The organism is Achromobacter deleyi (assembly GCF_016127315.1).
Taxonomy (GTDB): domain Bacteria; phylum Pseudomonadota; class Gammaproteobacteria; order Burkholderiales; family Burkholderiaceae_B; genus Achromobacter; species Achromobacter insuavis_A.
Genome location: NZ_CP065997.1, coordinates 3,878,214 through 3,892,524, shown reverse-complemented (window position 1 = coordinate 3,892,524; position 14,311 = coordinate 3,878,214). Strand labels below are relative to the sequence as shown.

16 protein-coding genes are annotated in these 14,311 nt (G+C 67.9%); 7 read left to right on the top strand and 9 right to left on the bottom strand.

All coding sequences use genetic code 11. The features are described 5' to 3' along the window. Window positions 1-42: 42 nt before the first annotated feature. Genes I6I07_RS17795 through I6I07_RS17785 form a run of 3 tightly spaced genes read right to left on the bottom strand, consistent with a single transcriptional unit; the run spans window position 43 to window position 2,343 of the window. On the bottom strand, window positions 43-1,044 hold the full coding sequence (locus I6I07_RS17795; protein WP_232625630.1) for a FecR family protein: 1,002 nt from the start codon (window positions 1,042-1,044) through the stop codon (window positions 43-45). Next, a complete protein-coding gene (locus I6I07_RS17790; RefSeq protein ID WP_198483082.1) occupies window positions 1,035-1,589 on the bottom strand; it encodes an RNA polymerase sigma factor in 555 nt (184 codons plus the stop codon). Before I6I07_RS17790 ends, I6I07_RS17795 begins: the two co-directional genes overlap by 10 nt. Continuing rightward, window positions 1,579-2,343 (bottom strand): STN domain-containing protein, encoded by a 765-nt coding sequence (locus tag I6I07_RS17785; RefSeq protein WP_198483081.1) that lies wholly within the window; start codon window positions 2,341-2,343, stop codon window positions 1,579-1,581. The genes I6I07_RS17790 and I6I07_RS17785 overlap by 11 nt, the downstream gene beginning before the upstream one ends. Window positions 2,344-2,492: 149 nt before the next feature. On the opposite strand from I6I07_RS17785, the gene I6I07_RS17780 reads away from it, so the two are divergent. Then, window positions 2,493-2,864, top strand: a complete 372-nt coding sequence (locus tag I6I07_RS17780; RefSeq protein ID WP_198483080.1) for a hypothetical protein — start codon at window positions 2,493-2,495, stop codon at window positions 2,862-2,864. Window positions 2,865-2,933: 69 nt separating this feature from the next. Here I6I07_RS17780 and I6I07_RS17775 read toward each other — a convergent pair whose 3' ends face one another. The 5 genes from I6I07_RS17775 to I6I07_RS17755 form a co-directional block, all read right to left on the bottom strand. Further along, window positions 2,934-3,299, bottom strand: coding sequence for a cupin domain-containing protein (locus I6I07_RS17775; protein ID WP_006390109.1), 366 nt, complete (start codon window positions 3,297-3,299; stop codon window positions 2,934-2,936). 16 nt (window positions 3,300-3,315) lie between these two features. After that, on the bottom strand, window positions 3,316-3,870 hold the full coding sequence (locus I6I07_RS17770) for a helix-turn-helix domain-containing protein (protein WP_006390110.1): 555 nt from the start codon (window positions 3,868-3,870) through the stop codon (window positions 3,316-3,318). Window positions 3,871-4,027: 157 nt separating this feature from the next. Continuing rightward, complete coding sequence (locus I6I07_RS17765; protein ID WP_061074011.1) at window positions 4,028-4,810, bottom strand: aldolase; 783 nt, start codon at window positions 4,808-4,810, stop codon at window positions 4,028-4,030. Window positions 4,811-4,823: 13 nt separating this feature from the next. After that, window positions 4,824-5,459: a glutathione S-transferase family protein gene (locus I6I07_RS17760; RefSeq protein WP_198483079.1), complete on the bottom strand. Its 636-nt coding sequence runs from the start codon at window positions 5,457-5,459 to the stop codon at window positions 4,824-4,826. 2 nt (window positions 5,460-5,461) lie between these two features. Beyond that, window positions 5,462-6,418: a Bug family tripartite tricarboxylate transporter substrate binding protein gene (locus tag I6I07_RS17755; RefSeq protein ID WP_198483078.1), complete on the bottom strand. Its 957-nt coding sequence runs from the start codon at window positions 6,416-6,418 to the stop codon at window positions 5,462-5,464. 291 nt (window positions 6,419-6,709) lie between these two features. On the opposite strand from I6I07_RS17755, the gene I6I07_RS17750 reads away from it, so the two are divergent. From I6I07_RS17750 to I6I07_RS17725, 6 genes are all read left to right on the top strand, one after another. Continuing rightward, window positions 6,710-8,431 carry a hypothetical protein gene (locus I6I07_RS17750; RefSeq protein WP_198483077.1) on the top strand — a complete coding sequence of 574 codons (1,722 nt, stop codon included), beginning with the start codon at window positions 6,710-6,712 and terminating at the stop codon, window positions 8,429-8,431. Window positions 8,432-8,474: 43 nt separating this feature from the next. Beyond that, window positions 8,475-9,023, top strand: coding sequence for a hypothetical protein (locus I6I07_RS17745; protein ID WP_198483076.1), 549 nt, complete (start codon window positions 8,475-8,477; stop codon window positions 9,021-9,023). 210 nt (window positions 9,024-9,233) lie between these two features. Further along, on the top strand, window positions 9,234-9,419 hold the full coding sequence (locus tag I6I07_RS17740; RefSeq protein ID WP_232625629.1) for a hypothetical protein: 186 nt from the start codon (window positions 9,234-9,236) through the stop codon (window positions 9,417-9,419). Window positions 9,420-9,571: 152 nt separating this feature from the next. Next, a complete protein-coding gene (locus I6I07_RS17735) occupies window positions 9,572-10,606 on the top strand; it encodes an acyl-CoA dehydrogenase family protein (RefSeq protein WP_198483075.1) in 1,035 nt (344 codons plus the stop codon). Further along, the gene (locus I6I07_RS17730; protein ID WP_198483074.1) at window positions 10,594-11,199 is read left to right on the top strand and encodes a class I SAM-dependent methyltransferase; all 606 of its coding nucleotides are present in this window, start codon (window positions 10,594-10,596) and stop codon (window positions 11,197-11,199) included. Before I6I07_RS17735 ends, I6I07_RS17730 begins: the two co-directional genes overlap by 13 nt. Further along, the gene (locus I6I07_RS17725; protein WP_198483073.1) at window positions 11,196-11,939 is read left to right on the top strand and encodes a glycosyltransferase; all 744 of its coding nucleotides are present in this window, start codon (window positions 11,196-11,198) and stop codon (window positions 11,937-11,939) included. The genes I6I07_RS17730 and I6I07_RS17725 overlap by 4 nt, the downstream gene beginning before the upstream one ends. On the opposite strand, the gene I6I07_RS17720 is transcribed toward I6I07_RS17725, so the two are convergent. After that, window positions 11,878-14,259: a catalase gene (locus I6I07_RS17720; RefSeq protein WP_198483072.1), complete on the bottom strand. Its 2,382-nt coding sequence runs from the start codon at window positions 14,257-14,259 to the stop codon at window positions 11,878-11,880. The genes I6I07_RS17725 and I6I07_RS17720 overlap by 62 nt on opposite strands. Window positions 14,260-14,311: the final 52 nt, after the last annotated feature.

Genomic DNA, 14,311 nt, shown 5'->3' with positions numbered 1-14,311 from the left:
TAAATAATTCATGAACCACGCCGGGCCGCGGCGCCTGCCGGCTCAGGACAGCAGCACCACGCCGCCCGGCAGCCGCGTCACCTCGGCGCCATAGGCGTCGCGGATCAGCTGCTCGGCGTCCGCCACCTGCGCCAGCGCGAAGCGCGCCTGCACCCGGCGCTGGCCGAGCTGCGCGTTCAGCAGCACGAGCCGGCCGCGCCGGTAGCGGTTCAACTCGTCCACGACGTCCGCCAGCGGCACCCGGTCGAACACCAGCCAGCCGCGCCGCCAGGCGGTTACGGCTTCGGTGTTCACCTTCGCCGGCGGCATCACCCGGCGGTCGTCGTAGCGCAATTCCTGGCCCGCGGCGACCTCGTAGGTGCCCTGCGCGTGCGCCAGTCGTACGCTGCCGGCCAGGCAACACAGGCTGGCCTCGCCGCCCAGATAGCGCAGGTTGAACAGCGCCTCGCGCGCCGAGACGCGCCCGGCCCCCGCCACCACCTGCGCCACCGGCGCCGGCATGGCGGCATTCGCATCGGCCAGCCGGCCGACGCGGACCTCGGCCTCGCCCGCGGCCAGCTCGATCACCGCGCCTTCCCGGGCCCCGGCCGCCGACCGCACATTGATGCGCGTCTGCGTGTTCAGTTCCAGTTCCAGCGCATCGCCCAGCGCCACCCGGCGCTGCTCGCCGGTCGCCGTGCGGTAATCGGCGCCCAGCTCGTCCAGTCCGGGCCACAGCCCCAACGGCGGCCGCCACGCCAGATAGGCCGCCGACGCCGCCACCGCGCCGCCCAGGAACGCGCGCCGGCCCGACAGCGACGGGCGCCGCGTCGTGGCCCGGGCCGCCGCTTCTTCGCGCACCGCCGGCCCCAGCGCCTGCCACAGCCGCTTCTGTTCGGCAAAGGCGGCCTCGTGCCCCGGGTCCGCCCGCAGCCAGGCGCGGAACGCCTCCGCATCCGCCTCGGTGGCGGCGCCCGAGGTCAGCGTCAGCAACCAATGGCGCGCATCGCGATCGTGCGACGCCCGTCCGCCCTTGCGCCTTCCCGGCAGCATCATCAGCGCCATGATTCGTCTTCCTCGCCCGCGTCCGGCGCGGGTCCCTCCTGCGCTTGCAGCGCCTTGCCGCAGTGGGCCAACGCGCGCTTGAGCTCTTTGGATACGATGCGCTCGGACACGCCGTAGCGCCGGGCGATCTCGGCATGCGGCACGTCGTGCACCCGGGCGGCCAGCAGCATCTGCTGGGTGCGCTCCGGCAACTGGCGCAGGGCGCGGCGGAACGCCTCGATCTGGCTGCGGCCCTGCGCGATGCGCGCGGGATCCTCGGTCTCGTCCGTCGCGCCGACCAGTTCAATGATCTCCACCCCCGTCAACAGGCGCGAATCGCGGCGGCGCTGGTCTTCGGCGATGTTCACCGCCACCCGGAACAGGTAGGCCGCCGGCTGCTGGATCGACGAGCTCGAGGGCATGTCGTTCACCTTCAGGAAGGCTTCCTGCATGGCATCGTGCGCCAGGTCGTCCGACCCCAGGCGACGCTTGAGCTGGCTGCGAAAATCGTTGTAGCGCTCCAGGAACAGCGCGCGCAGGGAACCCGCCGGCTTGTCATCCCGCATGGCTCCCCCCTCGCAGCGCGGCGCAGTCATCCGCATCGCTCGCCTGTAGCAATATCGTCACCGGCTGCGGCATGCCGCCCGGCAGCGGTCCGGCCGTCACGCCGCGCAACGCGGCCTCCAGCCGCCGATTCAGCGGGGCCGATCCGGTATCGGATACCCAATCCACCCGGTCGACGCGCCAGGCCTTGTCGAACCACAGCTTGACCAGCGCGCGATAGCGGCCCGGCTCGGCGCCCTGCCCCTTGCACAGCGCCCGCTTGAGCGCGCCTTGCAGCGCCGCCGCGTACGGCGTGTCGCGCAGCCGCGCCGCGCTGGCCGCGCGCGCGGCCGCCGTCTCGCGCGGCGCCGCCACCAGCGTGAACGAGTGCGCGCTGGCATAGCGGATCGCCAATGGCGACCCCGCCAACAGCTTGCGCAAGGCATCTCCGGGGGTGTAGGTGCCGACCACCGCGGGCGCGTGGCGTCCGGCGGTCAGGGCGCTGTCGACCAGCACCGTCAGGCCGCTGTCCAGGCTGTATTGCGCCAACGCCTGATCCAGCGGCTGCGCGGCAATGGCGAACGCCATCTCGCGCGGCGGGGCCTCGGCGCGGCTCGCGCCGGCCAACGCCCACAACCCCAACGCCAGGCAGGCGTGCCGCATCCAGCCCCTGCCCGACGGACAGGCGAAGGTCATCGACGCCAACATGGAGGAAAAATGCCAGGCATGGCCGTTGTCGCGGGTGCCCGCGCACCCGCCTTGAAGGAAAGGCGCCATGCTAGGACGCGCGAATGACGCAATCGTGACACGCCACATCCGCGCCGCGGCGAGCCGCCACGCAATCGTCACCTGCGCGGCGCCATCCGTCCCTATACTAATGACATCATGGCGGCCCCGGGCCGCCGGGCCTTTTCAAAGGAGCCCGCATGCGCACATACAGCCCCTCTTCGCGCCGCGCCTGCCTGCTGTTGCTGGCGGCGCTGGCGGCAACGCCCCTGACGGCGGGCGCCCAGGCAACGGCCACGCGGGTCCCGCAGGCCGCCCCGCCGGCGGCCAAGCCCGCGCCTGGCGGCGCCTGCATCGACACTGAAGTCAACGGCTACCGCGCCCTGTCGTATGACTGCCTGAACCAGAAAATGGCGCCCGACGCCGCGCCCAAGCCGCCGCCCACGCTCGGCTCGGAAGCCATCACGCAGCGGCCGCCCAACCAGATGGGCCTGCCCACGCCCGCCACCATCGGCAACCGCATGGGCAACACCTTCGGCAACTCGGCCTACCCGCAGCGGCCGGCGCCGTAACGGGCGCGCGCCGTCACAAGCGCCCGCCCGGCCCTGCGCGGGCCGCGGCGGGCAATCGTCGAGCGGGTCTCAGGCGGTGCGGCTGATGAAGTAGATCTTCTTGACGAACTGGTCCACTTCCCAGCGGCCGGTATAGCCCTCCGGCATCACGAAGGCCTCGCCCACGGTCAGCGGGTGCACCGTGCCGTCGGGATCGACCAGGCGCGCCGCGCCTTCGACGATGTAGCCGAACTCGATGTAGCCGGTGGTGTTGGACTGGAAACTGCCGGCGGTGCTTTCCCATACGCCAGCCTCGGCGCGGCCGCCATTGCCTTCGAAGGCGGTCACGGTGCGGAACGCCGCGTCGCCCGACAGGGGACGCTTGGGCTTGCCCGGCACCGGGTTCTTCATCGGACCTGCATCGATGCGGACCAGCCGCGATTGATCGTGCTTCACTGCGCTTTCCTTGGAATCAATGCGCCGCCACCACCAGCACCTCGGCCGCGCCGCGGCTGACCGTGCGCATGCGATGCGGCAGTTCGGAATCGAAATAGAGGGAATCGCCGGCGTCCAGGCGGAACTCGCGTTCGCCGACCTGGACCTCGATGGCGCCCTTGAGCACCAGCAGGAATTCCTCGCCCGGATGCGGAAAGACCGCGGCGGCGTCGGGAAATTCACGCGGCGGGTGCACGATGAAGGGCTCCATCGCCTTGACCTTGCGGCGCCCCGCCAGCGATTCATAGTGGTATTCGTTGCCCAGCCCGCGACGCTGCAACACCTCGCGATCGGCCACCCGCACCAGGCTGACGACTTCATCCTGCGCCGCGCCGTCGCCGCCCACCAGTTGCGACACGCCCACGCCATAGGCCTCGGCCAGCCGCAGCACGGTCGATATCGAAGGCTCGCTCAAGCCCCGCTCCAGTTTGGAGAGGTAGCTTTTGGTCAGGCCCGTGCGCTCGCCCAGCTGTTCCAGGGACAGGGATTGCTGGCGGCGCAGCGCGCGCAGGCGGTGAGGCAGGTCGATCATGGGCGGGAAAAGTCGCGGTAACGACCGGTAAGCATGCCCGAAACCCGCCCCGCCGTCGAGCCGGCCTGCCCGCCATGCCCGTTGCCGCGCCCGCGCCGGCATGCCGGCGCGCGCGGCTCACCCCCGAGCGCAGGCGCCTTGCGGCGCCGCGACGCCCTTACGCCAGCACGTCCGGATGCTGGCGCAACGCCCGCCGCGCGTAATACGAAAAGCCCACCTGCGAACGCTTGGGCGTCAGGATCCAGTCGTGCGCCTCATGCCCCAGCGCCGGCGGAATCGGCTGGATCTTGCCGGCCGCCATCGCCAGCAGCTGCATGCGCGCGGCGCGCTCGAACTGCAGCGCCAGCACGCAGGCCTCTTCCACCGTGCCCGCGGCCACCAGCATGCCGTGGTGCGACAGCAGGATGGCGCGCTTGTCGCCCAGCGCCGCCGAGATGATCTCGCCTTCCTCGTTGCCCACCGGCACGCCGGGCCAGTCCTTCAGGAACGCCACGTCGCCGTACAGCGGACAGTTGTCCATGTGCGAGACCTCCAGCGGCACCTCCAGCATCGACAGCGACGCCGCATGCAGCGGGTGCGTGTGGATGATGCAGTTGACGTCCGGCCGCGCCCGGTAGATCCACGAGTGGAAGCGGTTGGCCGGGTTGGGCATGCCGCCGCCCTCCTGCACCCGCAGGTCCTCGTCCACCAGCAACAGATTGCCGGCCGTGATCTCGTCAAAGCCCAGGCCCAGCCGCTGCGTGAAGTAGCGGTCGGGCTCCGGCGCGCGCGCCGTGATCTGGCCCGCCAGGCCCGAGTCGTGCCCGCCGTCGAACAGGATGCGGCAGGTCAGCGCCAGGCGCTCGCGCAGCGTCCAGTCGGGCGTGTCGAACTGGCGCTGCATCTCGGCCTTGGCCCGCGCGATCAGTTCATCCTTTCCCAAGTGCATCGTATCGGCCATCTTTGACTCCTCGCTATGCCGTTTCCAACAACGGCGTAAAGCCCGGCAGGGCGCGCATGCGCGCCAGCCAGGCGTTGATGTGGGGCAAGGCGGACAGGTCGTAGCCGCCCTGATCCGCCATGCTGGTGTAGGGATAGAGCGCGATGTCGGCGATGGTCGGCTCCTCGCCCACCAGGAAATCGCGCCCCGCCAGATGCGCCTCCATCCATGCCGCCGCGCGCATGCCGGCGCGGCGCCACTCGACCATCGCCGGGTCATCCACCCGCGCCGTGCCGCGCAGATGGATCAGCAGCCGCGGCTGCGCGAAGGCATGCATGTGCTGGGTCTGCTCGAAACTCAGCCAGCTGGCCACCTGCGCCTGCGCCAGCCGCCCATCCGGCAGCCAGGGCGTGCCCCGCCCCAGATACCACAGGATCGCCTGCGACTCCGCCAGCCACACGCCTTCCGGCGTGCGCAGCGCCGGCACCTGGCGCCACGGATTGATGTGGCCGAAGGCCTCGGTCTCGAGGTCGCCCTGCACGATGTCGAAGGTGCGGCGCGCGAGCGCCAGCCCCATGTAGCCGCAGGCCAGCCGGATCTTCCAGGCATTGCCCGACCGCAGCGTATCGGCCAGTTCCAGCGGCTGTCCCGCCAGGGGATGTGTCGTCATGGTCAATCCATCCTGATGTCGGCGCGCTTGACGATCTCGGCCCACTTCTTCTTCTCGGCCGCGATGAAGCGCTGGTATTCGTCCGGCGCGCCGGTGTAGAGCTGCGTGCCCTGCGCCGCCAGCCGCGTCTTCAACTCCGGCGAGGCCAGCGTCTGGCGCAGCGCCGCGTTGAGTTTTTCCAGCACCGCCGGCGGCGTGCCGGCCGGCGCGAAGAACGCATTCCAGGAACTGATCTGCAGCCCCGCGTCGCCGGCCTCGCCCGCGGCCGGCACCTGCGGCGCCGACGGCAGCCGCTGGTCGGCCGCCACCGCCAGCGCGCGCAGCTTGCCCGACGCCACGTGCGGCATGATCACCGGACTGGCGTCCATCACCACGTCCACCTGCCCGCCGATGGCCGCATTGACCGCCTCGCTGCCGCTCTTGAACGGCACGTGCACGATGTCGACCCCCGCCGTCAGCTTCAGCAGCTCCAGCCCCAGGTGCGGCGAGCTGGCCGTGCCGGCCGAACCGAAATTCAGCTTGGCCGGATGCGCCTTGGCGTAGGCCACGAAGTCCGCGAAATTCGCCGCCGGCAGGTCGCCGCGCACCGCCAGCAGATAGGGCGAGCCGGACACCAGCCCGACCGGCGCGAACTTGTCGGGGTCATAGCTGAGCTTGGCGTAGATCAGCGGGTTCACCACCTGCGTGCCCACCGTGCCCATGAAAATCGTATACCCGTCGGCCGGCGCCGTCGCCGCCACCTGGGCCGCGATCACCCCGCCGGCGCCGGGCCGGTTCTCCACCACCACGCTCTGCCCAAGCGCATCGCCCATGCCCTTGCCGACCTGGCGCGCCACGATATCGGTGATGCCGCCGGCGCCGAACGGCACCACCAGCCGGATCGGATGATCCGGAAACGCGGCCTGCGCGCCGCCGCTTGCGGCCAGCGCCAGCGCGGCGGCCAAGATGATGCGCTTCATGGGATTCCCCTTGTGTCCGCCGCTTGATTGCGGCTATGACACAAAGTGTCCTATAGAGCATTGATTTTCCGCAAGGGATTTGTGATTGGGGGAATCCCTGATGCATGGAAGTCGGAATCTGCCGATTTGACGCCTGCCCGCGGATACACAAACAGGAATCCATTCATCGAGCACGGCTCGGTAAACGGACACGGTCACGCGATTCTTTGAATACCAGAGACCTGATTAATGAAGAGTAAGTCTGGAGAGAAAGCATAAAGTCCTCGGATTACCAGCCGTTAAGCATCTCAAATGCTTGTCGGTTTTCATGACTATCCAAGCGACCTCGAGACATATCCTGTAGCGCGGGCCATTCAAACTTTCAGTGAAACGATGACAAAAATGCAGAATCCAATCACCCAACCGGCATATCCAGACTTCCAGAACAACCAAGCCTTCGTGACTTACTCGCGCGTCAGATCCGTGTACATGAAGGAAGCGGAAGATGTTTCGGCGAGGGTGGCGCGGGATTTCGCCGATTTCAGTGATATCGACGGCCTTGTCGAGAATCTCCTCGATGTTCTATATGAGAGGCTGTCTCCCGCTCTGGACGTGTGTGTGCGTCGGCTCGGAACCGAATATGCAATCTTTGAATATTCCACAGACGATGTGTTCGAGCATCTCATCGAATCCTCAGCCTGGCTGGAGGAGTGTTGTGAAACGCTCTTCAAGGAGTACCTGGAAAGACGTTCAGCTGTCGAAGATGACAGACAATATCGTGAGGCCAGGAAAGACGGTCGATCGCGTTGGAATGGCGGCGGATTTGGCTTGACCGGTGCGATCAGTGGCGCAGCCAAGGCTGGCTTGCTGAATATGGGCTCGGGCCTGCTTCATGGTGCCTTCAATGCTGCGGCTGACGCCCTGCAACAAGGGGAGTTTGCCGAATTCAGGCGGAATTATGTCCAATCCCGCGGCTACCGCCGCGGCATCGTCAATCTGTTCTTTGAACTCGCTGTCAATTTGCACTTGATCGAGATCGAACTGGCCGCGCAATCCGGACAAGAGCGCATCCAAGTCTTCGAAAACCGGGAAAAAAGAGAAAAGTCGGAAAAGATGATTGCCAACATCGAGAGAATTGGCCTGGGTGAAAACGAACTCAGGCTTGCTCTGGTAAAGGCGATAGAGTTCTATCCCTACAATCCCCGCACCTACGAAGTATGGCTGCAGAAATTCGGAGATGCCGAAGGAACGATGCAGCAGATCTGCGATTCGTTTTCCCTTATCGACTTGAAAGGTCGAAAGCAACAGGCCCTGCGCAACGAGTGCACCTGCGGTGCGGTTGATTCGGAAGAAAAATTTGCGGATCGGATTGCTTTTTTTGGCCTGCCAAAAGAGATCTCGTTCAGCGAATTCCGGACGCCACACGCGCCAGTAACCCGCACACACTCTCCGGCAGGCAAAAGCGACACCGCGACTTCCCTCCCCGCTCGCCTGCAGGACACCGCCAGCCCCGCTTCCGGCGCGGTCACCACGTCAACCGGCGATCTGGCTATTCGCCAGGCACCGGCCGCAACGACGCCCGCTGGTGCATCGGTTTTGCGTCCTGCCACCGACGGAACTGGCGCCTCTGAATGGGACAACGTGATCGAGGGGTTCAGCACCGATCCCGACAAGAAGTTCTATGTCGCGCCGGAAATTCCATCCAAGAAAATCGCCAAATTCATAGACAAGTACCGCTACCCCCTGAGCAGCGACGAGGTCCTGTTCTATTTCGACGAAACGGTGTTTGGAAGCGGCGATACAGGCGCCGCGCTGTCCCACCGCGGCATTCATATCAATCTGTCGTTTGGCGAAGCCCATGACCTGCCGTGGACCGAGATAAAAGGGGCGAGCATCGGCGGCCTCTTGAACAAGAAAATAACCATAAAGCGGTCATCTCCGAACAAGGACGTGGGTTTTGTCCTCACGCAGAGCAACAAGGGAACTGAAGCGCTTTTCGAGGCGATACAGCGGATTCTGTCCGTGGCCCGGTAAACCAATATCGCCGATATCCCATAGATCAAAGAGGAGAGACCCAATGCAAGGCAGCCTGAATATCAATGTGCATGGATTCGCAGTGGCCCTGGCCTCGGCCGCGCTGCTCGCGATAAGCGGCCCTGCCGCCGCCCAGCCCGCGAACTTCAAAAATACACGCGAATACAAGGAGGCATACAAGTGTGGCAAGGAGTCGTTGGAAAGCGATCCCTCCGGCAACTCGACGGTCTCGTACTGTGTCGGCAACTCGCATGACCCTTCGAAAATTGAAATGCAGGGATTCAAGGATGCCGTCGCCGACGCCAAACGTGGACCATCGGCATCCGCCGCCCAACCCCCGGCCTGCACCTTCGGGTATGGCGTCTATCAGGCCAACGGCTCGCGCGCCGACGGTTTCGAAGAAGGCCCACGTAAGGTCACCACGATGAAGATGGTGGCCATGATGGCCCCCGGCCGTGAATTCCAGATATACGACGTAAAGGGTCAGCGGATTCCAAACAGCATTCTGCAACAATGGTTTGCCGGCAATGCCACGGAAATCCGCCTGACTCCGCTGGCCCTGAAGACCTGCTCCAAAAAGCAGATCGGATAGCACCCGGTCGAACGATCGCAAAGCCAGGCCGAGGAGGTCACGTTCCACCCTGCCCGGCCACATTCGTGGTGCCTACACGCAGACCAAGTAGCTGGAGGCGGCCTCAGGCACCGAAGGGCTCTCGTACAGCACGATCACCCGCGCCACGCCGCTTGTCCGGTCTATGCTGGTGGGCCCGGCCCTGGCGGCCGCCTCATCGGAGAAAGCAGCATGCTGGATCATGTCGAAATTCACGTGAGCGACTTCGAACACAGCCGCGCCTTCTACCCGCGCGCGCTCGCGGCCATGGGCCAGGTGCCGCGCAAGACGCTGGCCACCGGCATGGGGTTTGGCGTGGACGCCCCCGACGGCTACAACATCGAAGCGGTGTGCCACCGCGCCGAAACGGGGTCGTGATCGCCCTGGCCGTCGATCCGAAGGGGGACCGATACGGGTTCCCACGGCCCGCGCCTGCCTGACCGGCCGCCGACGTCAGCGCGGGGACGCGGGACGAGGCCCCGGGCATGCCATTTGCTGAGCGGGCACTCCCCCTCCTCGCGAACCGTCCCATGCCCCCGATTGCTCGCTCGCCCTCGTTCCGCCTCGATCGTCTGCGCGCCGTGCTGGCCGAAGCCGATGCCACGCTCGGATCCGAGGCGATCCTGCGCGCACTGGTGCAGGCTGGCTGTGACCGCCTGCCCTTGCCGGGCGGCGGCGAGACACTGACGCGTTGGCAGGCGCTTGCGGCCGTGGCCGCCGTCGATCTGCCGCTGGCCAAGCGCTTCGAGGGGCACACCGACGCGCTGGCGATCCTGGCGGAGCTTGCGGCGCCCACGCCCCCGCCGCCGGCAAGCATCTGGGGCGTATGGTGCGCGGAGTCCGCGCGCCAGCGGCTGGTCATGGCCCCCGCGGCCAACGGCCAGGTCCTGCTCGAGGGCATCAAGACCTGGTGCTCCGGCGCCGCCGGCGCGAGCCACGCCGTGGTCAGCGGATGGACGCCGACAGGCGCGCCCGGCCTGGCGGCGGTCGCCTTGGCGCAACCGGGGGTGACGATCCTGCCCGACACCTGGCTCGCCCCCGGCATGCGCGATAGCGCGACGGTCGATGTGTCATTCCATCAGGTGCGGGGCACACCGCTCGGCGCGCCGGGCGCGTACGTCGACCGCCCCGGATTCCTGCACGGCGGCGCGGGCGTCGCGGCCTGCTGGTACGGCGGCCTGGCCCGCGTTTTCCAGCGGCTGCGCGCCAGCGCGTCCACGGGCCGCGCCGATCCCTTCCTGCTCGCCCATCTCGGCGCGGCGGATGTGGCGCTTTGCCAGGCGCGCTGGGCCCTGCGCTCGGCCGCCGCGGCGATCGATGCCGATCCCCATGACGGCTGTGCGGTGGCAACGGCCCGCGCCCGGCTCGCGGTCGAGGCGGCGGCCGAGGACATCATGACCCGCGCCGCCCGCGCGCTGGGCGCCGGCCCGCTGTGCAAGGACCCGGCGCTGGCGCAGGTCATGGCCGATCTGCCGCTCTACATCCGCCAGAGCCATGCCGAACGCGACCAGGCCGCGCACGGCGAGATGGTCGCGGCGGCGGGGGAATCGACGTGGACGCTCTAGCCCGGCATTTCGAAGCGCTGTACCGTTCGTTCGACGATCCCTGGAACGTGCGCGGCGCCTGGTACGAGCGCCGCAAGCGCGCCCTGCTGCTGGCCAGCCTGGGACGCGCCCGCTATGGCCACGCGCTGGAGGTGGGCTGCGGCAGCGGCGACATGACGCTGGCGCTGGCCGGACGCTGCCGGCGGGTCACCGCCGTCGACGTGGCCGCCACCGCCATCCACCGCTGCCGCGAGCACATGCTGGCGAATCATGCCCAAGGCGTGGAGGCGATGGCCCTGCACCTGCCCGATGCGTGGCCCGTGGTCCCGCCCGGCGGCTTCGACCTGATGGTGATCTCGGAAATGGGCTATTACCTGGACGATGACGCGCTGGCGCGCTTCCTGGCGCAGACCCGCGCCAGCCTGCGGCCCGGCGCGGAACTCATCGCCTGCCACCGGCGCGGCCACTTCGACGACAGGCGGCAACCGACGGACGCGCTGCATGACCGCCTGGGCGCGCTGTCTGGCGCCACGCCGCTGTTCAGCCATACCGAATCGGCCTTCAGGCTCGATGCCTGGGCCATGGACTTCGCCACCGGGCAAGAGGACCAATGATCGGCATCTGCATCCCCGCCCATGACGAAGAGCGCCATATCGCGGCGTGCCTGCGCGCGGTCACCCGGGCAGCGCGCCATCCCCTGCTGCTGGCCGAGCCGGTGCGGATCGTGGTGGTGCTGGACCACTGCCGTGACGCCACCGCCAGGCTCGCCGCCGCCTGGCCGGTGCACTGCCTCGCCATTCATGCGCGCAATGTCGGCGCCGCGCGCGCGGCCGGCTCCCAGCTGCTGCTGGACGCCGGCGCGCGCTGGCTGTCGCACACCGATGCCGATACCGTGGTGTCGCCGCGCTGGCTGGTGGACCAGTTGTCCCTGGGTGCGGAAGTGGTTTGCGGCACGGTGGGCGTCTCGGGCTGGGCCGCGCACGGGATTCGCGCCCATGCCGCCCAAAGCCACTTTGCGGCCCATTACCAGGACCACGACGGCCACCGCCACGTGCATGGCGCGAACCTCGGCATCGCCGCCCAGGCCTACCGCCGCACCGGCGGTTTCGCGGCCCTGGCCTGCAGCGAGGACCAGAGCCTGGTGGACCGGATGGTGCAGGCGGGCTGCTCCGTCGCCTGGAGCGCCCTGCCTCGCGTCACGACCAGCGCCCGCCCCTACTCGCGCGTGGAAGGCGGCTTTGCCACGGCGCTACGCACGGCGGCCGGAGCGGACCCGCCTCCGACCGCCCCGGTCATACGCGCGGAGGACAGGTCTCGCGCTCCGGATGCCGGTGCCGCGCCAGGGACTCGATGAATGCCTTCGTGGCCGACGCGGGCGCATCGCCCACCACCAGGCCGGCGTCCGGCGATGCCGGGTCGATGCCCGCGGCCTCCAGTAAACCGCTGCCCTCCGCCAGCGCCAGCAGCGTCTTGCCATGGCGATAGCCGTCGCGCAGGAATTCCAGGGCCCGTCCATCCTGGCGCCAGCGTTCGAGCGCGGCGGCGCCGGCCGGCACCACGGCGCCATCGAACAGCACGGAGGGCTGGTTGTCCAGTGAGGCATCGGCGTCCAGCGTGGCGCCGTCGGCCGTGGCCACCGCGCCGATGCGCTGCCCCACCAGCCGCACCACCACGCCAGCCTTCATCAGGGCCTGCGCCACCGCCGACACGGCGGCGCCGTCCACGCCTTCCGCGACCAGGATGGCGACCTTGCGCGTTGTCACACCCACCTCGCCCGGACGCGCCGCCAGCGACAGGGAGGGGGATTGCGTCACCTCGGCGGGCGGCACGTCGCGCAAGGCCCGCGGCATGGGATCGGGCAACGCCATGCCGAGCTTGTCGGCCACGGTCCGCGCCAGGTCGTCCGACACGTTGCGCAGCGACGCAACCATGCGTTGGCGGATGGCGGCGACCGTGACCTTGCTCAATTCGAACGCGAACGCATCCGCCAGATGGCGCCGTTCCCAATCCGCCTGGCTGTCGTAGAACAGCGTGGCCTGGTTGTAGTGCTCGGCGAACCGCTCGGGATGGCCGCGCAGCTCATCGCCCGCCACCGGTTTCGGAAAGGACACGAAGCCCTCCATGCCCGCCTGGAACGGACAGCCGCCCCCCAGCGAATTGGGTTCGTAGGCGACGCGTCCACGGTGCACCGCCTGGCGGTGCATGCCGTCGCGCTGGTTGTTGTGCACCGGCGCCAGCGGCGCATTGATCGGGATCTCGTGGAAATTGGGACCGCCCAGCCGCGAGATCTGCGTATCCACGTAGGAATGGATGCGCCCGGCCAGCAACGGATCATTGGTGAAATCGATGCCCGGCACCACATGCGCCGCGCAGAACGCCACCTGTTCGGTCTCGGCAAAGAAATTGTCCGGATTGCGGTCCAGCACCATGCGGCCGATGGGGCGCACCGGCACCAGTTCCTCCGGCACGATCTTGGTGGCGTCCAGCACGTCGAAGCTGAAGCGCTCCGCGTCTTCCTCGGTGAAGACCTGCACGCCCAACTCCCACGCCGGGCCATGGCCGGCGTCGATCGCCTCCCACAGGTCGCGCCGGTGGAAATCGGGGTCGGCCCCGGACACCTTCACGGCTTCGTCCCAGACTTGCGAATGCGTGCCCGCCACCGGATTCCAATGGAACTTCACCAGTTGCGACTCGCCCTGTTCGTTGACGAACCGGAACGTATGCACGCCAAAGCCCTGCATCATGCGATAGCTGCGCGGAATCGCCCGGTCCGACATCAGCCACATCAGCATATGGGTCGACTCCGGCATCAACGACACGAAATCCCAGAAGGTATCGTGCGCCGATGCCGCCTGCGGCATGCCGTGATGCGGCTCGGGCTTGACGGCGTGCACCAGGTCCGGGAACTTCATGGCGTCCTGGATGAAGAAAATGGGCATGTTGTTGCCCACCAGATCCCAATTGCCTTCGTCGGTATAGAACTTGACCGCGAATCCGCGCACATCGCGCGCCGTATCCTTCGACCCACGCTCGCCGGCCACGGTCGAGAAGCGCACGAACACCGGCGTGCGTTTGCCTTTCTTCGCGAACAGAGACGCCCGCGTCAGGTCGGCCAGCGGCTCGTAGCATTCAAAGTAGCCATGCGCGGCGGATCCCCGCGCATGCACGATGCGTTCCGGAATGCGTTCGTGATCGAAGTGGGTAATTTTTTCGCGCAGGATGAAGTCCTTGAGCAGCGCGGGGCCCCGCAGGCCCGCTTTCAGCGAATGCTGGTTGTCGCTCACGGCCACGCCCTGATTCGTGGTCAGCGCCTGCCCCTGGGCGTCCGCGCGAACGCGCGCGAGCCGCCCATCGACGGCGTTGACGCCAGCCGCGGGGGGCTCTCCCGTCTTGTCGGTGTACTGGCGTTCGGACAATGAGCTGCCCGCCGCCGCGCCATCGGTCGCGACGGACACGCCTCGATAGGGACAGCGCGCGCCCGCCTCGCCGTATTCCTTCTCTTTGTCGGGGTGATGCGGCAGCGCCTGCACGGTCGCCGCCACCGCGGCGGCCCGCTGCATCGCGGCGGGCACGGCGCCTTTGCCGGGCGGCTCGGCGGGGCCGCTGTCCGTGTTGTTGAAAGCGGTATCGACGGCGCCGTGCTTGCCGACCCTGCTGGATTTCTTGCCTGGCATGGATATCTCCTTGTACGCATCGACTCCATCGGCATAGGCCGGCGATGGCTCG